19 protein-coding genes are annotated in these 21,100 nt (G+C 68.4%); 14 read left to right on the plus strand and 5 right to left on the minus strand.

Annotated features, from left to right (window positions below; translation table 11 throughout):
* Together QNO11_RS06025 and QNO11_RS06030 are read left to right on the plus strand one after the other, a co-directional pair.
* A complete protein-coding gene (locus tag QNO11_RS06025; RefSeq protein WP_257509987.1) occupies nucleotides 1-1,716 on the plus strand; it encodes an ATP-binding protein in 1,716 nt (571 codons plus the stop codon).
* Nucleotides 1,713-2,879 (plus strand): GGDEF domain-containing protein, encoded by a 1,167-nt coding sequence (locus tag QNO11_RS06030; RefSeq protein WP_257509986.1) that lies wholly within the window; start codon nucleotides 1,713-1,715, stop codon nucleotides 2,877-2,879. The genes QNO11_RS06025 and QNO11_RS06030 overlap by 4 nt, the downstream gene beginning before the upstream one ends.
* Here the strand turns inward: QNO11_RS06030 and QNO11_RS06035 are convergent.
* Entirely contained in the window at nucleotides 2,876-3,247 is a 372-nt protein-coding gene (locus QNO11_RS06035; protein ID WP_257509985.1) for a response regulator transcription factor, read from the minus strand. The genes QNO11_RS06030 and QNO11_RS06035 overlap by 4 nt on opposite strands.
* A gap of 137 nt (nucleotides 3,248-3,384) precedes the next feature.
* Between QNO11_RS06035 and uvrB the strand changes: the two genes are divergently transcribed.
* Nucleotides 3,385-5,466, plus strand: a complete 2,082-nt coding sequence (gene uvrB, locus QNO11_RS06040) for an excinuclease ABC subunit UvrB (RefSeq protein ID WP_257509984.1) — start codon at nucleotides 3,385-3,387, stop codon at nucleotides 5,464-5,466.
* An 11-nt stretch (nucleotides 5,467-5,477) separates the two neighbouring features.
* Here uvrB and QNO11_RS06045 read toward each other — a convergent pair whose 3' ends face one another.
* Nucleotides 5,478-5,720, minus strand: coding sequence for a hypothetical protein (locus QNO11_RS06045; protein ID WP_257509983.1), 243 nt, complete (start codon nucleotides 5,718-5,720; stop codon nucleotides 5,478-5,480).
* 33 nt (nucleotides 5,721-5,753) lie between these two features.
* Here QNO11_RS06045 and QNO11_RS06050 point away from each other — a divergent pair, with 33 nt between their 5' ends.
* From QNO11_RS06050 to QNO11_RS06100, 11 genes are all read left to right on the plus strand, one after another.
* Entirely contained in the window at nucleotides 5,754-6,191 is a 438-nt protein-coding gene (locus QNO11_RS06050; RefSeq protein WP_257509982.1) for a MarR family winged helix-turn-helix transcriptional regulator, read from the plus strand.
* A 49-nt stretch (nucleotides 6,192-6,240) separates the two neighbouring features.
* On the plus strand, nucleotides 6,241-9,144 hold the full coding sequence (uvrA, locus tag QNO11_RS06055; protein WP_257509981.1) for an excinuclease ABC subunit UvrA: 2,904 nt from the start codon (nucleotides 6,241-6,243) through the stop codon (nucleotides 9,142-9,144).
* A 4-nt stretch (nucleotides 9,145-9,148) separates the two neighbouring features.
* Nucleotides 9,149-11,059: an excinuclease ABC subunit UvrC gene (uvrC, locus tag QNO11_RS06060; protein ID WP_257509980.1), complete on the plus strand. Its 1,911-nt coding sequence runs from the start codon at nucleotides 9,149-9,151 to the stop codon at nucleotides 11,057-11,059.
* 27 nt (nucleotides 11,060-11,086) lie between these two features.
* A complete protein-coding gene (gene rapZ, locus QNO11_RS06065; protein ID WP_257509979.1) occupies nucleotides 11,087-11,962 on the plus strand; it encodes an RNase adapter RapZ in 876 nt (291 codons plus the stop codon).
* Nucleotides 11,963-12,002: 40 nt separating this feature from the next.
* Complete coding sequence (gene whiA, locus QNO11_RS06070) at nucleotides 12,003-12,980, plus strand: DNA-binding protein WhiA (RefSeq protein ID WP_257509978.1); 978 nt, start codon at nucleotides 12,003-12,005, stop codon at nucleotides 12,978-12,980.
* A 126-nt stretch (nucleotides 12,981-13,106) separates the two neighbouring features.
* On the plus strand, nucleotides 13,107-13,724 hold the full coding sequence (locus QNO11_RS06075) for a superoxide dismutase (RefSeq protein WP_257509977.1): 618 nt from the start codon (nucleotides 13,107-13,109) through the stop codon (nucleotides 13,722-13,724).
* A 154-nt stretch (nucleotides 13,725-13,878) separates the two neighbouring features.
* The gene (gap, locus tag QNO11_RS06080) at nucleotides 13,879-14,883 is read left to right on the plus strand and encodes a type I glyceraldehyde-3-phosphate dehydrogenase (protein ID WP_257509976.1); all 1,005 of its coding nucleotides are present in this window, start codon (nucleotides 13,879-13,881) and stop codon (nucleotides 14,881-14,883) included.
* 2 nt (nucleotides 14,884-14,885) lie between these two features.
* Nucleotides 14,886-16,100, plus strand: a complete 1,215-nt coding sequence (locus QNO11_RS06085) for a phosphoglycerate kinase (protein WP_257509975.1) — start codon at nucleotides 14,886-14,888, stop codon at nucleotides 16,098-16,100.
* Nucleotides 16,091-16,879 carry a triose-phosphate isomerase gene (gene tpiA, locus QNO11_RS06090; protein ID WP_257509974.1) on the plus strand — a complete coding sequence of 263 codons (789 nt, stop codon included), beginning with the start codon at nucleotides 16,091-16,093 and terminating at the stop codon, nucleotides 16,877-16,879. The genes QNO11_RS06085 and tpiA overlap by 10 nt, the downstream gene beginning before the upstream one ends.
* Nucleotides 16,880-17,025: 146 nt before the next feature.
* Nucleotides 17,026-17,274: a preprotein translocase subunit SecG gene (secG, locus tag QNO11_RS06095; RefSeq protein WP_257509973.1), complete on the plus strand. Its 249-nt coding sequence runs from the start codon at nucleotides 17,026-17,028 to the stop codon at nucleotides 17,272-17,274.
* A 1-nt stretch (nucleotide 17,275) separates the two neighbouring features.
* Entirely contained in the window at nucleotides 17,276-17,629 is a 354-nt protein-coding gene (locus QNO11_RS06100) for an RNA polymerase-binding protein RbpA (RefSeq protein ID WP_257509972.1), read from the plus strand.
* Nucleotides 17,630-17,823: 194 nt separating this feature from the next.
* On the opposite strand, the gene pgl is transcribed toward QNO11_RS06100, so the two are convergent.
* The 3 genes from pgl to zwf are packed head-to-tail and all read right to left on the minus strand — an operon-like array spanning nucleotide 17,824 to nucleotide 21,096.
* A complete protein-coding gene (pgl, locus tag QNO11_RS06105; protein WP_257509971.1) occupies nucleotides 17,824-18,609 on the minus strand; it encodes a 6-phosphogluconolactonase in 786 nt (261 codons plus the stop codon).
* Nucleotides 18,602-19,549, minus strand: a complete 948-nt coding sequence (locus QNO11_RS06110; RefSeq protein ID WP_257509970.1) for a glucose-6-phosphate dehydrogenase assembly protein OpcA — start codon at nucleotides 19,547-19,549, stop codon at nucleotides 18,602-18,604. The genes pgl and QNO11_RS06110 overlap by 8 nt, the downstream gene beginning before the upstream one ends.
* The gene (gene zwf, locus QNO11_RS06115) at nucleotides 19,546-21,096 is read right to left on the minus strand and encodes a glucose-6-phosphate dehydrogenase (protein ID WP_257509969.1); all 1,551 of its coding nucleotides are present in this window, start codon (nucleotides 21,094-21,096) and stop codon (nucleotides 19,546-19,548) included. The genes QNO11_RS06110 and zwf overlap by 4 nt, the downstream gene beginning before the upstream one ends.
* Nucleotides 21,097-21,100 lie beyond the last annotated feature (4 nt).

Raw genomic sequence — 21,100 nt, forward strand, 5'->3', positions numbered from 1 at the left:
ATGCAGTCGCTCCCCTCCCCGACGCGCGGCGTGCGCACTCGCTCCACGCGGTGGCCCCGGCTGGACGCCGCGTTCGCCGACCGAGCGGAGATGCGCAGTGCCGCGCTGAGTCAGCTGGTGCTGGCCGGCGTGGTGCTCGTTCTCACCTTCCTGATGTTCCACCACGGATTCACCGGCAACGTGCCGCTGTTCTTCGCCGGCGTCGTGATCGTCTTCGTGCTCACCGCGGTCGCGATCGCTGCGCCCTGGAGCAGGGTCCCGCTCGCATGGACCGCCGTCGTTCCGGTGGGCGACATCATCGCGATCTCGCTGATGCGCTTCGCCGACCCCGCAGCCGGCACCGGTATGCTCTTCGCGTTCCCCGTGCTGTGGCTGTCGGCGAGTTTCGGCCTTGCCGGGTTCGCCGGAGGGGTGAGCATGGCAGTCGTCGGCTTCTCGGCATCGGTCGCGGTGGAACCGCGTCAGTTCACCAACTTCGGTGTCTTCCTCCTGCCGGTCATGCTCATCGCGATCGGGGCGACGGCGTACACCGGTGCGCGGCGGGCCGCTGCGCAACGACGCCTGCTGCGCAGGCAGGCCGAGATCCTCGCCCAGGCGCTGGAACGGTCGCGCCACCAGGAGCAGCTGCTGTCAGAGGTGCTGGACACCGCCGACCTCGGCGTGCTGCACATCGAACACGGCGGTGCCATCTCGATCCTGAACGACGGCGAGGGGCACCTGCAGCACCTCCTGACCGACCCCGACGGCGCAGCGCCGACGGCGTACGAAAGAGACGGCAGGACACGCATCTCCGCCGACCAGCTTCCCCTGGCACGGGCGCTGCGCGGCGAGGAGTTCGACGATGAGCGGGTGTGGATCGAGCCGGTCGCGGGGGAGCGGCGCGCACTGAGCGTCACCGTCCACCGGCTGGCAAATACAGACTCGGAATCCCACGCCGGTGCGGTGGTGGTCTGCCGAGAGGTCACGGCGGAGATGTCGGCGCTGCAGGCGCGCGACCTGCTCGTCTCGTCGGTATCCCACGAACTGCGCACGCCACTGACCTCGATCATCGGGCACATCGAGCTGGCGCTGGACTCCCCGGGCCTACCGCCGAGCGCGGCATCGAGCCTCGCGATCGCCGACCGCAACGCCGACCGCCTGCTGGCCCTCGTCGGCGACGTGCTTGCCGCGTCGAGCCATGCCGCCACGCTGCCGATGACGCCGGAGGATGTGGACGTGCTGGAGATCGTCAAGGCCTCTGCGCAGTCGATCGTGACAGGGGACGGCAGCCGGAACGTCACGATCGACCTGTCGCGGGCCATGCCTGCGCGCGGCTACGTCGATCCGCTGCGGCTGCGCCAGGTCGTCGACAACCTGCTGTCGAACGCGATCAAATACAACCGCGAAGGCGGCCGCGTGTCGTTGATGACGGCGACACGCGGGCGAAAGACCCTCATCCTCGTCGAGGACACCGGTGTGGGTCTGGACGAGGAGGACCTCGTGAATGTCTTCCAGCGCTACTACCGCGGTGCTGCCGTGCGGCGGGCAGGGGTGGAAGGCAGCGGTCTGGGGTTGTCGATCAGCCGTGACATTGTGCGCCGCCTCGGTGGCGACATCTACGTGAACAGCACGCTGGGCGTCGGCTCGACCTTCACCGTGTCGATTCCGGCGGTGCGTCCGGGGGTCGCGACCCAGACCGCGGCGGATGCCGCGCGCGGTACGGGGGCCCTGACATGACCGCCGAGGGGTACCTCGCAGCCATCACCGCGCTGGTGGTGATCGTCTGCGGCGTCTTGTTCATCGCTGAGACCTTCCTGCGCCGTGATGACGCCGCCGGTCGGCTGTGGGCACTGGGCTTCCTCAGCGCCATGCTGACGACACTGAGCTACCTCGTGTGGGCGAGCGACCCCGGCGCGGTGTGGGCGGTCGCGGCGGGCAACGGTACATTCGTGTCCGCCACGGGCTTCATGTGGCTGGGATGCCGTCGCTTCAACGAGCGCTCCATGCGGATACCGGCCGTGCTCGTGGCCGCAGCCTCGGTCGCCGCGATTGTGAGCGTCATCGTCGCCGGCCCCGACGGCGGGGGGTGGGCGGGCGCGCTGTGGATGTTCACGCCGCTGTGCCTGTTCGCGATGGCTGCCGCCGTGGAGACACGCCGGGGATCGATGCGGCGGGCCACCAACGCGACCATGCTGACGCTGGTGTTCGCGTTGCAGTCGGCGTTCTACTTGGGTCGCATCATCGTGTTCGTCGCCGCCGGGCCGGAAAGTCCGGTGTTCAGCGTCTGGCTCGGCACGGTGCCGGCCTCATCGCTGACCGTCATCCTGATGATCACGTCGGTGGTCGCGACCTCGGTACTTCGCGCCACCCGCACGGGTCTTCGCGGCCGCACGCTCCTGCCCGCGGACGGCGGATCGCTGCGGGACATCCAGCCGGCCGCGGTGTTCGCCCGCACCCTCGACGAGGTCGTGAAGGCCGCGCGCCGACACGGTGATCACGTGGCGGTGCTGGTCATCCGGCTGGAGGAGCTGGAGTACATCGCGACCGCGTTCGGGCTCGAACTGGCCGACCAGTTGATCGCGGCGGGCCGCGACGCCGTGCGCAGGGGCGCCCCGCCCCTGGCCGTCGTGGGCGACGACGGCGACGAACGCCTCGCGGTGATCGCCACCGTGCGCTCCGCCGGCGAGGCTCGGCGCCTGGGCATGACCTTGTACCGCGAACTGTTCGACGCGTTCAACGCCGTCAGCGGCGGCGTGCTGCCCTCGCTGGGCGTCGGGGTCTCGGTGACTTCGGCGAGTCGGCAGGACCCGGACGCGCTCCTGCAGGATGCCAGGACGGCGGCGGCCAGAGCGGCATCCAGCGCGGCGTCCGCCGTGCTCGTGGCGGACGCGAGCGCCTAGCTGGCGCCGCGCCGGTCGGGCACCATCTCGAGCCGCGCGCGCAGTTCGCGCGGTCGGAAAGGCTTGCCCAGGTACTCGTCCGCTCCGGCGAGCCGGCCGCGCTCGGCATCCGACTCCTCGACGAAGGCCGAGATCATGATGACGTACGTGTCGCTGACGGCCCGGATCCGCCGGGCTGCTTCGAACCCGTCGATCCCCGGCACGTTGACGTCGAGCGTGGTGAGGACGGGGTTGTGCATGCTGACCAGTTCCACGGCGTCCAGCCCGTTGGCGGTCTCGAAGACCTCGTAGCCGGCGCCCGAGAGCACGGTCGTGATGAGCGACCGAATGTCTTCTTCGTCCTCGAGTACCACTGCCGTCCGATGCACGCTCTCGCCTCGCTCTCGCGGCCATCGTACGCGAGCGGGGGGTGCTGACCGGTCAGGCTTGACGTGATCAACCTCCGGGCGGTATGCCGGAGGCGAACGCACGGCCCGCTGTCGGGAGTGCCGCTTACGCTGGAAGCATGCAGACCACGCGCGCCGTCCGGCCCTTCGAGGTCGTGAGTGACTACACTCCCAGCGGCGACCAGCCGCAGGCCATCGCCGAACTCACCGCCCGCATCAACGCCGGCGAGACCGACGTCGTACTGCTCGGTGCGACCGGCACGGGCAAGTCGGCCACGACCGCCTGGCTCATCGAGCAGGTGCAGCGGCCGACCCTGGTGCTCGCGCACAACAAGACCCTCGCCGCGCAGCTGGCCAACGAGTTCCGCGAGCTGATGCCCCACAACGCCGTGGAGTACTTCGTCAGCTACTACGACTACTACCAGCCCGAGGCGTACGTGCCGCAGACGGACACCTTCATCGAGAAGGACTCGTCGATCAACGCCGAGGTCGAGCGATTGCGCCACTCCACGACCAACTCGCTGCTGAGCAGGCGTGACGTCGTGGTCGTCTCGACGGTCTCCTGCATCTACGGCCTGGGTTCTCCCGAGGAGTATCTGCGGGCGATGGTGGCGCTGCAGGTGGGGGAGCGGTACGACCGCGACGCGCTCATCCGCAAGCTGATCGCGATGCAGTACAACCGCAACGACGTCGATTTCTCCCGCGGCAACTTCCGCGTGCGCGGCGACACGATCGAGATCATCCCCGTCTACGAGGAGTACGCGATCCGCATCGAGCTGTTCGGCGACGAGATCGAAGCGCTGTACATGCTGCACCCGCTCACCGGGGACATCGTGCAGAAGATGGAGAGCGTCCCGATCTTCCCTGCTTCCCACTACGTTGCCGGTGCCGACACCGTGCAGCGGGCGATCGGCACGATCGAGCACGAGCTCGCCGAGCGACTCAAGGAGCTGGAGGGGCAGGGCAAGCTGCTCGAGGCGCAGCGGCTGCGCATGCGCACCACCTTCGACCTCGAGATGCTGCAGCAGCTCGGGTTCTGCTCCGGGATCGAGAACTACTCGCGCCACCTGGACGGGCGGATGCCGGGGGATCCTCCCCACACGCTGCTGGACTTCTTCCCCGACGACTTCCTGATGGTCATCGACGAGTCCCACGTCGCGGTGCCGCAGATCGGCGCCATGTACGAGGGCGACGCGTCGCGCAAGCGCACGCTCGTCGACCACGGCTTCCGGTTGCCCAGCGCGATGGACAACCGGCCGCTGCGGTGGGATGAGTTCAAGGAGCGCGTCGGCCAGACCGTCTACCTCTCCGCCACCCCCGGCCGCTACGAGATGGGCATCGCCGACGGCATCGTCGAGCAGATCATCCGCCCCACCGGGCTGGTCGACCCGCAGATCATCGTGAAGCCCTCGAAGGGACAGATCGATGACCTGCTGGAGCAGATCCGGGTGCGGGCCGCGCGCGATGAGCGGGTGCTGGTGACCACCCTCACCAAGAAGATGGCGGAGGAGCTCACCGACTTCCTCAGCGAGCACGGAGTGCGCGTGCGGTACCTGCACTCCGACGTCGATACGCTGCGCCGGGTCGAACTGCTGAGCGAGCTGCGGGCGGGCGTGTACGACGTGCTGGTGGGCATCAACCTGCTCCGCGAGGGGCTCGACCTGCCGGAGGTGTCACTCGTGGCGATCCTCGATGCCGACAAGGAGGGGTTCCTGAGGTCGGGCACCTCCCTCATCCAGACCATCGGTCGCGCGGCGCGCAACGTCTCCGGCGAGGTGCACATGTACGCCGACAACATGACCGACTCCATGCGCAAGGCGATCGACGAGACCGACCGGCGCCGTGAGAAGCAGGTCGCCTACAACCTCGAGCACGGGATCGATCCGCAGCCGCTGCGCAAGCGCATCGCCGACATCACCGATGTGCTCAACCGTGAGGCATCCGACACCCAGGAACTGCTCTCGAAGCGGTCCAGGGGCGCGCTGAAGAGCGGCAAGGGCAAGAGCCCCACCCCGCAGCTGCGCCGGGAGGGCATCGCCGCCGAAGGCGCGATGCAGCTGGAGTCCACGATCGAGGACCTCTCCAACCAGATGCTCGCAGCGGCAGCCGAGCTGAAGTTCGAGCTGGCTGCGCGGTTGCGCGACGAGGTGCAGGACATGAAGAAGGAACTGCGCGCCATGGAGCGCGCCGGCCACGCCTGATCGCGTCCCCGTCAGGGGCAGGTCATGAGGGGCTTGGGGCCGCTCCGGTCGAACGTGTGCTGCGACATCGGGTGACCGCACAGCGGGCACGCGCGCTCGGTGCGCGACGGTTCGGGGTCCACGTCGTAGGGACCGACCGACGCGGGGCCGGCGACCTTGATCAGACGCGAGTTGAGGTACGCGTACCACCCGCCGGCTTCACGCACACGCTCGCGCAGGGGAGGCCGCTCCGGGTTGCTTTGCGTCATGATCATTAGTGTACAAAGCAACTCGGTAGACTGCACCGCATGGACGTCGGCACAGACCCGCTGAAGCTCGAGAACCAGCTGTGCTTCGCGATGGTCACCGCGGCGCGCAACGTCATCGCGATCTACCGGCCGGTGCTCGAGCCCCTCGGTCTCACCCACCCGCAGTACCTCGTGCTGCTCGCGCTGTGGGAGAGCGCACCGCAGTCGCTGGGGGAGCTGGCCGACCAGCTGGCGATGGAACCGGCGACGCTGTCGCCCATCGTCAAACGGCTGGAGGCGCAGGGGCGGGTGAGCCGCACGCGCCGCCGCGACGACGAGCGGGTGCTCGACATCGCGCTCACCGATGCCGGCCGCGCGCTGCGCACCGACGCGCTGCGCGTCCCCGAGCAGATCATGGCGCGGGCGGGGATGGATGCCGCGCAGCTCACGGCACTGCGCGACGGCCTGGCCCCCTTCGCGGCGGCCGGGCGGGGCTGAGGCTTCCAGGGGTTTCCGAGCCGGTGTCCGAGGCCCGACCTAGACTTGGATGGTGCCCATCGTCTCTGTCCCCGCGCCCGGAAACTCCAGCGGAACGCTCAGCGTTCGCGGCGCCCGCGTCCACAATCTGAAGAACGTCGACCTGGACATCCCTCGCGATGCGCTCGTGGTGTTCACCGGGCTGTCGGGGTCGGGTAAGTCCAGCCTCGCATTCGACACGATCTTCGCCGAGGGTCAGCGTCGCTACGTCGAATCGCTGAGCTCCTACGCGCGGCAGTTCCTGGGCCAGGTCGACCGCCCCGACGTCGACTTCATCGAGGGGCTGAGCCCGGCGGTGTCGATCGATCAGAAGTCGACCAACCGCAACCCGCGGTCCACGGTCGGCACGATCACCGAGATCCACGACTACATGCGGCTCCTGTGGGCGCGCATCGGGGTGCCGCACTGCCCCGAGTGCGGCGAACGCATCCAGCGACAGACGGTGCAGCAGATCGCCGACCAGCTGATGGAACTCGCCGACGGCACCCGCTACCAGATCGTCGCCCCCGTCGTGACGCAGAAGAAGGGCGAATTCGCCGACCTCTTCAAAGAGCTCAGCGCCAAGGGCTACGCCCGCGCCGTGGTCGACGGTGACCTGGTGCAGCTGGCCGAGCCGCCGAAGCTCAAGAAGAGCTACAAGCACGACATCGCCGTGGTCGTCGACCGCCTGGTCGCCAGCCCCGACATCCTCAGCCGCATCACCGACTCCGTCGAGACCGCGCTGCGCCTGGCCGGCGGCATCATGCAGGTCAACTTCGTCGACCACGAGGGCGACGACGCCTGGCAGTCCTTCTCCGAGAAGCTGTCGTGCCCCAACGGGCACGCCCTGCAGCTGACCGAGATCGAGCCGCGTACCTTCTCCTTCAACGCGCCGTTCGGTGCGTGCCCGGCCTGCTCCGGGCTCGGCACCAAGATGTCTGTCGACGTCGACCTGATGGTCGGCGACGAGGACCTGTCGATCAGTCAGGGCGTGCTGATCCCCTGGACGACGCAGGGCAAGGGGCTCTACCAGTACTACGAGCGCCTGCTGGAGGGTCTCGCCCGCGACCTGAAGTTCTCGCTCGACACGCCGTGGCGCAAGCTCCCGCAGGAGATCAAGGATGCCGTGCTGCGGGGGGAGAACTACAAGGTCACCGTCTCGTGGAAGAACCGCTACGGCCGCGAGATGCGCTACGCCTCCGGCTTCGAGGGTGTCGTCCCCTACATCGAGCGCCAGTACGCGCAGGCCGAGACCGACTCGCAGCGCCAGCGCTGGTCGGAGTACCTGCGCGAGGTGCCCTGCCAGGTCTGCAACGGCGACCGGCTCAAGCCCGAGGTGCTCGCGGTGCTGGTTCACGGCCACTCCATCGCCGACGCATCGCGGCTGAGCCTGGCCGAGGCGCAGGAGTACTTCGCCACGCTCGAGCTCACCGAACGCGAGGCGCAGATCGCCGCGGCGGTGCTGCGCGAGATCCGTGCGCGGCTGGACTTCCTCATCCAGGTGGGACTGAACTACCTCACGCTCAGCCGTGCGGCGGGCTCGCTCTCCGGCGGTGAGGCGCAGCGCATCCGGCTCGCCACGCAGATCGGGTCGGGCCTGACCGGTGTGCTGTACGTGCTCGACGAGCCGTCGATCGGCCTGCACCAGCGGGACAACCGCCGACTGATCGAGACGCTGCTGAAGCTGAAGGGCCTGGGCAACACCCTCATCGTCGTTGAGCACGACGAAGAGACCATCCACGCCGCCGACTGGGTGGTCGACATCGGCCCGCGCGCCGGCGTGGACGGCGGCTACGTCGTGCACTCCGGCCCGCTGGCATCCCTCCTGGAGGACCGCTCGTCGCTGACGGCGGACTACCTGTCCGGACGCCGCTTCATCCCGACGCCCACCAAGCGGCGCCCGATCGACAAGAAGCGCATGATCTCGGTGGTCGGCGCGCGCGAGAACAACCTCAAGAACGTCACGGCGGAGTTCCCGCTGGGTGTCATGACGGCCGTGACCGGCGTCAGCGGATCCGGCAAGTCCTCGCTGGTCAACGGCATCCTCTACGAAGTGCTCGCGACCCGCCTCAACGGCGCGCGTCGCGTGGCAGGCAAGCACACCCGCGTCACCGGTCTGGACGACCTCGACAAGGTCGTGCACGTGGACCAGGCGCCCATCGGTCGCACGCCGCGGTCGAACCCGGCGACCTACACCGGCGTGTTCGACCGCATCCGGACGCTCTTCAGCGAGACCCCGGAGGCGAAGGTGCGCGGGTACCTGCCCGGCCGGTTCAGCTTCAACGTCAAGGGCGGCCGCTGTGACGCGTGCTCCGGCGACGGCACCATCAAGATCGAGATGAACTTCCTCCCCGACGTGTACGTCGACTGCGAGGTGTGCCACGGCAAGCGGTACAACCGCGACACGCTCGCGGTGCACTACAAGGGCAAGAACATCGCCGAGGTGCTCGAGATGCCGATCTCCGAGGCCGCCGAGTTCTTCGAGCCGATCCAGTCGATCCACCGGTACCTGAAGACCCTGGTCGAGGTGGGGCTCGGCTACGTGCGGCTCGGTCAGTCGGCCACGACCCTCTCCGGCGGTGAGGCGCAGCGCGTGAAGCTGGCCACCGAGCTGCAGCGCCGCTCCAGCGGCCGCAGCATCTACGTGCTCGACGAGCCCACCACCGGGTTGCACTTCGAGGACGTGCGTCGCCTGCTCGAGGTGCTGAACGGTCTCGTGGACAAGGGCAACACGGTCATCGTCATCGAGCACAACCTCGACGTCATCAAGTCCGCCGACTGGGTCATCGACCTGGGACCCGAGGGTGGGTCCGGCGGTGGCCAGATCGTCGCCACCGGCACGCCCGAGAAGGTCGCTCGTGCCGCGGGCAGCCACACCGGCACGTTCCTGGCCGAAGTGCTCGGGGACGCGCAGGCGGTCCGCAAGGCGGGCTGAGCGCATGGCGCGCTCTGCTCCGACCGTCGCGTACAAACCGAAACCGGGGGAGATCCCCACCAACCCCGGCGTCTACCGCTTCCGTGACGCCGCGGGCCGGGTGCTGTACGTCGGTAAGGCCAAGAACCTGCGCGCCCGGCTGTCGAACTACTTCGCCCCGCTGCACACCCTGCACGAGCGCACCCGACGCATGGTCACCACCGCGGCATCCGTCGAGTGGACGGTGGTGGCCAGTGACGTGGACTCGCTGCAGCTGGAGTACATGTGGATCAAGGAGTTCGATCCGCCGTTCAACGTGCGCTACCGGGACGACAAGTCCTACCCGTTCCTGGCGGTCACCCTCGCCGACGAGGCCCCGCGGGTCATCGTCACGCGCAACCGTCGCATCCCAGGGGCGAAGTATTTCGGGCCCTACCCCAAGGTGTGGGCGGTGCACGACACGATCGACCTGATGATCAAGGTCTTCCCGATCCGCACCTGCTCGGATTCGTCGTACAAGAAGGCGATGGCCAGCGGCCGGCCGTGTTTCCCCGGGCAGATCGGGCGGTGCGGCGGACCCTGCTCGATGAAGGTGACGATCGAAGAGCATCGGGCGATGGTCGACGACTTCGTCGCGTTCATGTCGGGCGGCGACCAGCGCTTCGCGCGGTCGCTGACGGCCCGCATGAAGGAAGCCGCCGCGGCGATGGACTACGAAGCGGCTGCCGTGTACCGCGACAAACTGCAGGCGATCGAGGCGGTGCTGGGCAAGAGCGCCCTGGTGCTGGCGGACGACACCGACGCCGACCTGTTCGGCATCGCCGAGGACGAACTGGCCGCCACCGTGCAGCACTTCGTGATCCGGGGCGGGCGCGTGCGCGGCGTGCGCGCCACGACGATCGAGAAGGAGATCGACATCTCCGGCGCCGACCTGGTCGATCAGGTGCTGCAGCGCAGTTACGGGGATGCCGCGCCCGCAGACATCCCGCGCCAGGTGCTGGTGCCGACCATGCCGGAAGACGCGGCAGACCTCGAGGAGTGGCTGCAGGACCGGCGGGGAAAGCGCGTGTCGATCCAGGTGGCCCAGCGCGGCCGCAAGGCCGACCTGATGAAGACCGCGACGCTCAACGCGCAGCAGGCGCTCATGCTGTACAAGACCCGGCGCACGAGCGACTACGTCGCCCGCTCGCAGGCGCTGACCGACCTGCAGGAGGCGTTGGAGCTGACCGAGGCGCCGCTGCGCATCGAGTGCTTCGACGTCTCGCACCTCGGCGGCACGAACGTCGTCGCCTCGATGGTCGTCTTCGAGGACGGCCTGCCCCGCAAGGACCAGTACCGCACGTTCGGGGTGCCGGAGACGACCGACGACACCGACTCGATCTACCAGGTGCTCACCCGCCGCGTCGCCTACCTGGACCGGCCCGAGGAACAGGACGAGCCCGAGCCGGAGCCGACGGCGGACGGCGAAGTGGTCGCGCCGGCGCGCAAGAAGCCGCGGTTCGCCTATCGCCCCCAGCTGCTCGTCGTCGACGGCGGCAAGCCGCAGGTGGAAGCCGCCGCGCGGGCGCTGGCCGATGCCGGGCACGAGGAGATCGCGCTGTGCGGCATCGCCAAGCGCCTCGAGGAGGTGTGGCTGCCGGGGGAGGAGTTCCCGGTGATCCTGCCCCGCACCTCCGAGGCGCTGTACCTGCTGCAGCGGCTGCGGGACGAAGCGCACCGGTTCGCCATCACGCACCAGCGCAAACGCCGCCGACGCGACATCCAGAGCGTGCTCAGCGAGGTTCCAGGGCTGGGAGCGACGCGCATCAAGTCGCTGCTGCGTCACTTCGGCTCCGTCGCAGCCCTCACCAATGCCACCCCGGAGGAGATCGCCGAGCTGCCCGGCATCGGTCCCAAGCTCGCCGCGACGGTCCACGAGCACCTTGCCCGCCGGTAGGCTGGTACCGACGACGGGGGTCGGTTGATGGCGGGCACGCAGGACGCGGGTGAGGTCCTTATCGTCACGGGCATGTCCGGGGCGGGTCGCACGACCGCCGCGAACGCGCTCGAGGACCTCGGCTGGTACGTCGTGGACAACCTGCCGCCGCAGATGCTGCGGCCGCTGCTGGAGCTCAGCGAGCTGGCCGGCAGTTCGCTGCCGAAGGTCGCCGCCGTCGTCGATGTGCGCGGCCGGGACCTGTTCACGGAGCTGCCTCGCATCACCCAGGCGCTGCGCGACGGCCGTCACCTGCGCGTGCTGTTCCTCGACGCCTCCGACGACGTGCTGGTGCGACGCTTCGAATCGGTTCGCCGCCCCCACCCGCTACAGGGCGAGGGCACGCTGCTGGACGGCATCCATCGCGAGCGGGTGCGTCTGGCGCGCGTGCGGGAGAGTGCCGATCTCATCGTCGACACCTCGCAGAACAACATCCACCAGCTCGCGACGCGCATCGTGGATCTCTTCTCCGCGGAGGGCGCCGCGCGGCACACCCTCACCGTCATGAGCTTCGGCTTCAAGTACGGGCTACCGGCGGATGCCGATCTGGTTGCGGACATGCGGTTCCTCCCGAACCCGTTCTGGGTGGAAGATCTCAAGGCGCTCACCGGCAAGGACGAGCAGGTGCGCGACTACGTCTTCTCGCAGGACGGCGCCAAGGAGTTCCTCGATGCGTACACCACCGCGCTGAAGCCTGTCCTCGCCGGTTTTCAGCGCGAGAACAAGCCGCATTCCACGATCGCGGTGGGGTGCACCGGCGGCAAGCACCGGTCGGTCGCGACCGCCGAAGAACTCGCGCGCCGGCTCGCTTCGTTGCCCGGTGTCGCGGTACGTGTGAAGCATCGGGACCTCGGCCGGGAGTAGGCTGGACGATCGTCCCCTGCGCCCTCTTGGAAGGAATCCCGTGCCTTTGACCGCTGACGTGAAGGCCGAGCTGGCCGCCATCCGCGATCCGCGCCCCACGGCGCGCGTTGCCGAACTGACGGCGCTGCTCCGCTTCTCCGGCGGCTTGCACTCCATCGCCGGCCGTGTCGCGGTCGAGGCGGAACTGGAGTCCGACGGCCTGGCCCGTCGGGTGGCTCGTGACCTCATGGAGATCTACGGCGTGCGCCCCGAGCTCGCCCACGTGCAGGCCTCCGGTGGTCGCGCCGGTGGGCACTTCGCCGTGCGCGTCATCGAGGGTGGCGAGACACTGGCACGCCAGACGGGTCTGCTCGATCAGCGCCGCCGTCCGGTGCGCGGTCTTCCCAACAAGCTCACCACCGGTGCCCGTCCGGACCTCGCCGCCATCTGGCGCGGTGCGTTCCTCGCTGCAGGCACCCTGAGCGACCCGGGTCGCTCCGCGGCGCTGGAGATCACCTGCCCGTCCGGCGAAGCTGCCATGGCGCTCGTGGGCGCCGCACACCGGCTCGGCATCGCGGCGAAGGCGCGCGAAGTGCGCGGCGTGCCGCGTGTGGTGGTGCGTGACGGCGAAGCGATCCGTGCCGCCCTGGCCGAGATGGGTGCCGTGCGCACCGCCGGCGAGTGGGAGCAGCTGCGTCAGCGCCGCGAAGTGCGCGCCGGGGTCAATCGGCTCGTCAACTTCGACGACGCCAACCTGCGCCGTTCCGCGCAGGCCGCAGTCGCTGCGTGCGCACGTGTCGAGCGCGCGCTGGAGATCCTCGGAGACGAGGTCCCGCCGCACCTGAAGCAGGCCGGCGAGCTGCGCCTGGCCCACCGGGACGCGAGCCTGGACGAACTGGGTCACCACGCCGACCCGCCGCTGACCAAGGATGCCGTCGCCGGCCGCATCCGGCGCCTGCTGGCCATGGCGGACAAGAAGGCCGAAGTGGACGGCATCCCCGACACCGAATCGGCTGTGCCGGCCGGCGACGAAGACTGACCTTTCGATACCGCCTGTCGCACCGGGAAGCAACCCCGTGCCCACGGTGTTGCCGCTCACTAGGATGATCCACGTCCCCACTCCGCGCTGAGGACTTCGGCGCGGCGCCGACAGGAAGAAGCGAACATGGCGAAATACACCCTGCCCGAGCTGCCCTACGACTATGCCGCGCTCGAGCCGAGCATCAGCGGCAAGATCATGCAGCTGCACCACGACAAGCACCACCAGGCCTATGTGACGGGGGCCAACACGGCGCTCGAGCAGCTCGCGGAGGCCCGCGAGACCGGCAACTTCGCGAACGTGAACAAGCTGGAGAAGGACCTCGCGTTCAATCTCGGCGGACACGTCAACCACTCGATCTTCTGGACGAACCTCTCGCCGGACGGTGGCGACAAGCCCGTCGGCGATCTGGCCTCCGCGATCGACGACCACTTCGGCTCGTTCGACAAGTTCCAGGCCCACTTCTCCGCTGCCGCGCTCGGCGTGCAGGGATCGGGCTGGGCGGGGCTGTTCTGGGACTCGCTGGGTGAGAACCTGATCATCCAGCAGTTCTTCGACCAGCAGAACCAGCTGGCCGCGGGAACTGTGCCGCTGCTGCTGCTGGACGTCTGGGAGCACGCGTACTACCTCGACTACAGCAACGTGCGCGCCGACTACGTCAAGGCGTTCTGGAACATCGCGAACTGGGCCAACGTGGCCGAGCGGTTCACGACTGCTCGTGAGAAGACCGCCGGTCTGCTGTAGTGTCGAAGACAGGTGAGGATGCCTGAATCCTCCTGGGAACGGGGCGGGATTCCGGCATCCTCTCTGTCTGGAGAGGGCATCCTTTCTGTCTAGAGAGATCGCGTGACTGGAGCGCCGACAAGGCGCGGCCGGCGCGACGGAAACGGGAGACATCGTGTCTGTCAAGATCGGTATCAACGGCTTCGGCCGCATCGGACGCAACTACCTTCGCGCCGCAATGGCGCAGGGTGTTGACCTCGACATCGTGGCGGTGAACGACCTCACCGACAACAAGACTCTGGCGCACCTGCTGAAGTACGACTCCATCCTCGGCCGCCTCGACGCCGACGTGTCGTACGACGCCGATTCCATCACGGTCGGCGACAAGAAGATCAAGGTCTTCGAAGAGCGCGACCCTGCGAACCTCCCCTGGGGCGAGCTGGGCGTGGACATCGTCATCGAGTCGACGGGCCGCTTCACCAACGCTGAGGATGCGCGCAAGCACATCGCCGGCGGCGCCAAGAAGGTGCTCATCTCGGCACCGGCATCGGGTGAAGACGCCACGTTCGTGATGGGCGTCAACGAGGGCGACTACGACCCCGCGAACCACCACATCATCTCGAACGCCTCGTGCACCACGAACTGCCTCGCCCCCATGGCGAAGGTGTTCAACGACACGTTCGGCATCAAGCGTGGTCTCATGACCACCATCCACGCGTACACCGCGGACCAGAACCTGCAGGACGGTCCCCACAAGGACCTGCGCCGCGCCCGCGCCGCAGGCGTGAACATCGTGCCGACCTCGACCGGTGCAGCCAAGGCCATCGGCCTCGTGCTGCCCGAGCTCAAGGGCAAGCTCGACGGCTTCGCGCTGCGCGTGCCGGTGCCCACCGGTTCGGCCACCGACCTCACGATCGAGACCCGCGATGGTGTCACGGTCGAGGAGATCAAGGCGGCATTCAAGACCGCCGCCGAGGGTCCCCTCAAGGGCATCCTGAAGTACACCGAGGACGAGATCGTCTCGAGCGATATCGTCACCGACCCGCACTCGTGCATCTTCGACGCCGGCCTGATCCGTGTCATGGGCAACCAGGTCAAGATCGTCGGCTGGTACGACAACGAGTGGGGCTACTCGAACCGCCTGGTCGACCTCACCAAGCTGGTCGCCGACAAGCTCTGATCATGACTCTGCGCACCCTCGATTCGCTGGGTTCGCTCGCTGGCAAGCGCGTCATCGTTCGTGCTGACTTCAACGTTCCTCTCAAGGACGGAGTCATCACGGACGATGGCCGCGTGCGGGCCGCGCTCCCCACGCTGAACCATCTGATCAACCAGGGCGCGCGTGTCATCGCGTGCTCGCACCTGGGCCGCCCCGCCGGCGCCCCCGACGACAAGTACACGCTGGCCCCGGTGGCACAGCGGCTGTCCGAACTGCTGGGCAAGCCGGTCGCGTTCGCTCGCGACACGGTCGGCCCGTCGGCGCACGACGCCGTCGCGGCGCTGGAAGACGGCGACGTCGCGATCATCGAGAACCTGCGGTTCAACCCGGGTGAGACGGCGAAGGACGACGCGGCTCGCCGCGCCTTCGCCGAGGAGCTCGCGGAACTGGGCGACGTGCTCGTCTCCGACGGGTTCGGCGTCGTCCACCGCAAGCAGGCATCGGTCTACGACCTCGCCGAGATCCTGCCGTCCGCGGCCGGGTACCTCATCGAGAAGGAGGTCGACGTCCTCGACCGCCTCACCGAGAACCCCGAACGGCCCTACACGGTCGTGCTGGGCGGGTCGAAGGTCAGCGACAAGCTGGGCGTCATCGCGCACCTGCTGCCTCGGGTGCAGAAGCTGTGCATCGGCGGCGGCATGATGTACACCTTCCTGGCCGCACAGGGCCACAAGGTCGGCAAGAGCCTCCTGGAACAGGACCAGCTCGAAACCGTCCGCGGCTACCTCACGCAGGCCGCCGAGCGCGGCGTGGAGATCGTGCTGCCCGTGGACGCCGTCGTGGCGGCATCCTTCGCGGCAGACGCCGACCACGTCGTGGCCGACGCCGATTCGCTCGAGGACACCCCGTTCGGTGCCGAGGGTATGGGTCTAGACATCGGACCGAAGACCGCGGAGCTGTTCGCCGACGCGATCCGCAGCAGCAAGACGGTGTTCTGGAACGGCCCCATGGGCGTGTTCGAGATGGCGGCATTCGCCGCCGGCACGAAGACCGTCGCCAAGGCGCTCACCGAAGTCGAGGGCCTGTCGGTCGTCGGCGGCGGCGACTCGGCTGCGGCAGTGCGTCAGCTCGGCTTCGCCGACGACGAGTTCGGGCACATTTCCACCGGCGGTGGGGCGAGCCTGGAGTTCCTTGAGGGCAAGCGCCTGCCCGGACTGGAGATCCTCGGATGGCAGTGAACCGTACGCCCCTCATCGCAGGCAACTGGAAGATGAACCTCGATCACCTGCAGGCGATCGCGTTCGTGCAGAAGCTTGCGTGGACGTTGAAGGACGCCAAGCACGAGGACGGCAGCGTCGAGGTGGCGGTCTTCCCGCCGTACACCGACCTGCGCGCGGTTCAGACGCTGCTGGATGCCGACAAGATCGCTTTCCAGCTGGGTGCACAGGACCTGTCCGCGCACGACTCCGGGGCATACACCGGGGAGATCTCGGGCGCATTCCTGGCCAAGTTGGACTGCAGGTACGTCATCATCGGCCACTCGGAGCGCCGGCAATACCACGCCGAGACCGATGAGGTCGTGGCGGCGAAGGTCAAGGCGGCGCTGCGGCACGGGCTGGTCCCGGTCATCTGCGTCGGCGAGACGGCCGAGGACCTCGAGACACATGGTGCCAGTGCGGTGCCGGTCGGTCAGCTCGAGGTCGCGCTCGAGTCGCTCCCGGCGGATGCCGACATCGTCGTGGCCTACGAGCCGGTCTGGGCCATCGGCTCCGGCCAGGCGGCCACCCCCGAGCAGGCGCAGGAGGTCTGCGCGAAGCTTCGTGCTGTCATCGCTGCCAAGCTCGGGGCCGACGCGGCACAGCGCACGCGTGTGCTCTACGGCGGCTCGGTGAAATCAGGCAACATCGCGAGCTTCATGCGCGAGCCCGACGTCGACGGTGCACTCGTCGGCGGCGCCAGTCTGCTGGTGGATGAGTTCTCGGCGATCATCCGCTTCCAGAAGCACGTCGGGGTCTGACCCCCCGCACGTTTCGTCACGCTTCCTCGCTCAGCGGCCGCGATTTTCGCGGTCGTTGAGCGAGGGGTGCGACTAAGGCGAAACGGCACCGGTATACTCGATCCCTGTGCGGCCCGCAGGGATCGCAGCGAAAGGCTTCTAAGACTGTGCCAATCCTCGAGTTCACCCTTCAGGTGCTGCTGGGTATCACCAGCCTCCTGCTGACCCTCCTCATCCTCCTTCACAAGGGGCGTGGTGGCGGGCTGTCCGACATGTTCGGCGGCGGCATGACGTCGGCCATGGGCTCCTCCGGGCTGGCTGAGCGCAACCTCAACCGGTTCACCGTCATCCTCGCGCTCGCGTGGTTCGTCTCGATCGTGGCCCTCGGCCTGATCACCAAGTTCCAGGGAATCTGACATGGCTACAGGTGGTAACGCGATCCGTGGTACGCGCGTGGGTGCGGGCCCGATGGGCGAGCAGGATCACGGCTTCCACGCCGACCGCGTCTCGGTCTCGTACTGGGACGCTCTCGGCAACGAGACGGTGCGCTACTTCGCGGCCGGCATCACCGAGGAGGAGATCCCCGAGACGATCGACTCCCCGCACTCGGGTCTTCCCGCGGGGCGCGACAAGGAGAACCCGCCGGCTCTGGCCAAGGCCGAGCCGTACAAGACTCACCTCGCTTACGTCAAAGAGCGTCGCACCGACGAAGAGGCAGTGACGCTTCTCGACGACGCACTCACTCAGCTTCGCGAACGCCGGGGTCTGTGACCTGACGGTCGTACCAAGAAGGGGATGCCTTGCGGCATCCCCTTCTCTCGTTCCCGCGCTCATCCCGCGCCGCAACTTCGGAGAACGCCACGAATTCGGAGCGGTTCCGGGGTTCGGGTCCGAAGTACTGCCGAACTCCGAAATTGTGGCGCGCGGTCATACGAAGAAGGGGATGCCTTGCGGCATCCCCTTCTTCAGTACTCGCCGTCGATGAGCTCTGGCGGCACCTGGGAGGCAGCGGCCTCGTCCACGAAGATGATCGTGCGCTTGCGGCCCTTGGCCCCGGCAGCGGGGACGCTGTCGTAGCTGGCCCCGGCGAGCACCAGGCCGAGCGCCGATGCCTTGTCGGTCCCGGCGAGCACGAGCCACACGCGTGCCGATGAGTTGATGACCGGACGGGTGAGCGTGATGCGCTCAGCCGGGGGCTTGGGGGAGTCCCGCACGCCCACGGCGGCCCGATCGGTGATCTGGATCTCCGGGCGATCGGGGAACAGCGACGCGATGTGGCCGTCGGCCCCCACGCCCAGGAACGCGATCTGGAACGTCGGCCATGGATTGCCGACCTCGTCGTCGGCGAAGCGCGCGAGCTCGCGCTCGTATGCCTCGGCGGCGCCGTCCAGGTCGATGCCCGCGTCGGACGCGGGGAAGGCGTGGATGTTCTCCGTCGGCACGTCGATGTGGTCGAACAGGATCGTCGACGCCAGCTTCTCGTTGCGTTCGTCGCTGTCGCGCGGGACGAACCGCTCATCGGTCCACCAGAAGTGCACCAGCGACCAGTTCACGCCGCCGCGCTTACGGTGCTCGGCGATCGCGCGCAGCACCGCTGTGCCCATCACGCCACCGGTCAGTGCCACGTGAGTCACCAAGCCGTCGCGCCCGCGCTTGGTCAGGCGGGAGAGGAAGCGGGATGCCACCGATCGTGCGACGTGTGCGGGGTCGGGGCGAACGACCACCCGTTTCTCGGCGTAGAACTCAGCCATGTGACTCCCGTGTCACGGCGGGGCCGAGCAGATCCCAGCCCTCCGTGATTACACGACCATACAGGACGTCCGGATCGAGCCTTCGCAGCTCCTCGGCGAGGCACTCACGCAGCGTGCGGCGGGGCAGGACGATGTCGTGCGCGGGCTGCTGCGGCTGGGCCAGGCATGCATCCACGTCGTTCGTGCGCTCCAGCAGGATGTCGCCGGAGGCCCGTGTGAGACGTACGGAGTGGATGCCGTGGTCCCACTCCTCCGGTGCCGCGTACCGCCACGTGACGGGCACATCGAGCATCAGCCGCAGCCATGCCGCCAGCAGCGCGGTCGACGGCGAGCTGCCGGCCCCGACGACCTCCACGGCCGTCACCGGCTCGTAGGGCGGCTGGTCCAGCACGGCAGCCAGCTGCTCGCGCCAGTGCGTCAGACGCGTCCAGGCGAGGTCGGTATCGCCCGGGGCGTAGGTGCGGCCCAAGGCGGACAACCGGTCGCTGGAGTAGGGCTTCGTCGAGGCATCCGTGATGCGGCGCTGCGCGATGCGGCCGATGTCCGACTCCGCCGGGACGGTGGGCGGGTGATCCGGCCACCACGCGACCACCGGCGCATCAGGCAGCAGCAGCCCCGTGATGAGGCTGTCGGGGTTGTTGGCGGCGTCGCCGTAGGCGCGCAGCACGATCACTTCGCTGGCTCCGGCGTCGCCGCCCACGCGGATCTGGGCGTCCAGACGCGCGTCGCCTTCGCGACGGCTGATCAGCACGATGACGCGCATGGGGTGCTCGCGGGAGGCGTCGTTGGCCGCCTCGATCGCGTCCTCCTGCAAGCCGTGCGAGGTGGCGATGACGAGCGTCAGTACGCGCCCGAGCGCGACGGCGCCGCCCTCTTCGCGCACCTTCACGAGGGAGCGGGCCACCTGCGACACGGTGGTGTCGGGCAGATCGACGATCATGGGCGCCTCCAGACGCGGCCGTCGCGGGCCAGCAGTTCATCCGCCGACGGCGGGCCCCAGGAACCGGGGGAATACTGTTCGACGGGTCCGCCCTGCGCTGCCCAGTACTGCTCGACGGGGTCGAGGATCTGCCAGCTGAGCTCGACCTCTTCGTGCCTCGGGAACAGCGGCGGGTCGCCCAGCAGCACATCGAGGATGAGTCGCTCGTAGGCCTCGGGGCTGGACTCCGTGAACGCGTGGCCGTAGCCGAAGTCCATCGTGACGTCGCGCACCTCGGTGGCAGCCCCCGGGACCTTCGAGCCGAACCGGATCGTCACGCCCTCGTCGGGCTGCACCCGGATGACAAGCGCGTTCTGACCTTGTTCGGTGGTCTGGTTGCGCAGGAACAGGTGCTGCGGAGCCCGCTTGAACACCACCGCGATCTCGGTGACCCGCCGCCCCAGCCGCTTGCCGGTGCGGAGGTAAAACGGCACTCCAGCCCAGCGGCGCGTCGCGATCTCCAGCTTGAGCGCGGCATACGTCTCGGTCGTGGATGCCGGATCCATACCGTCCTCGTCGAGGAAGCCGGTGACCTTCTCGCCACCCTGCCAGCCGCCGGCGTACTGACCCCGGGCCGCCGCCGTGGCGAGGTCCTCGGGCAGCTGCACCGCGGCGAGCACCTTCTCTTTCTCGGCACGCAGGTGCGTGGCATCCAGCGAGATCGGCTCCTCCATGGCGGTCAGCGCGAGCAGCTGCAGCAGGTGGTTCTGGATGACGTCGCGCGCCGCGCCGATGCCGTCGTAGTAGCCGGCGCGACCGCCCACGCCGATGTCCTCGGCCATGGTGATCTGCACGTGGTCGACGTAGTTGCGGTTCCAGATCGGCTCGAACAGCTCATTGGCAAAGCGCAGCGCGAGGATGTTCTGCACCGTCTCCTTGCCGAGGTAGTGGTCGATGCGGAAGATCGAGTCGGCGGGAAAGGCCACTTCCAGCGCCTCGTTCAGCGCACGTGCCGTCTGCAGATCGCTGCCGAAGGGCTTCTCGATCACGACGCGGCGCCAGCTCGAGTCGCCGGCGGAGCTGTCGTCGACGAGCCCGGATGCCTTCAGTTGCTTGGCGACGAGCGGGAAGTCCTTGGGCGGGATCGACAGGTAGTAGGCGTGGTTGCCCATCGTGCCGCGTTCGACATCGAGGGTGTGCACGGTCTCCCGCAGGCGCCGGAACGCCTCGGGGTCGTGGAACTCGCCGGACACGAACCGGATGCCCTGCAGCAGCTGCTTCCACGTCTCCTCACGGAACGGGGTGCGCGCGTGCTGCTTGACCGCGTCGTACACCACCTGCGCGAAGTCGTCGTCACCCCAGTCGCGGCGGGCGAAGCCGACCAGCGCGAAGCCGGGCGGCAGCAGCCCCCGGTTGGCGAGGTCGTAGACGGCGGGCATGAGCTTCTTGCGTGACAGGTCGCCTGTCACGCCGAAGATGACGAGCGCGCTCGGACCGGCGATGCGGTTCAGGCGACGGTCGTCCGGATCGCGCAGCGGATTGCGGCCGCGCTGGATCTCGACGGTCATCGGT

The sequence above is a fragment of the Microbacterium sp. zg-B96 genome (assembly GCF_030246865.1).
Taxonomy (GTDB): Bacteria; Actinomycetota; Actinomycetes; order Actinomycetales; family Microbacteriaceae; genus Microbacterium.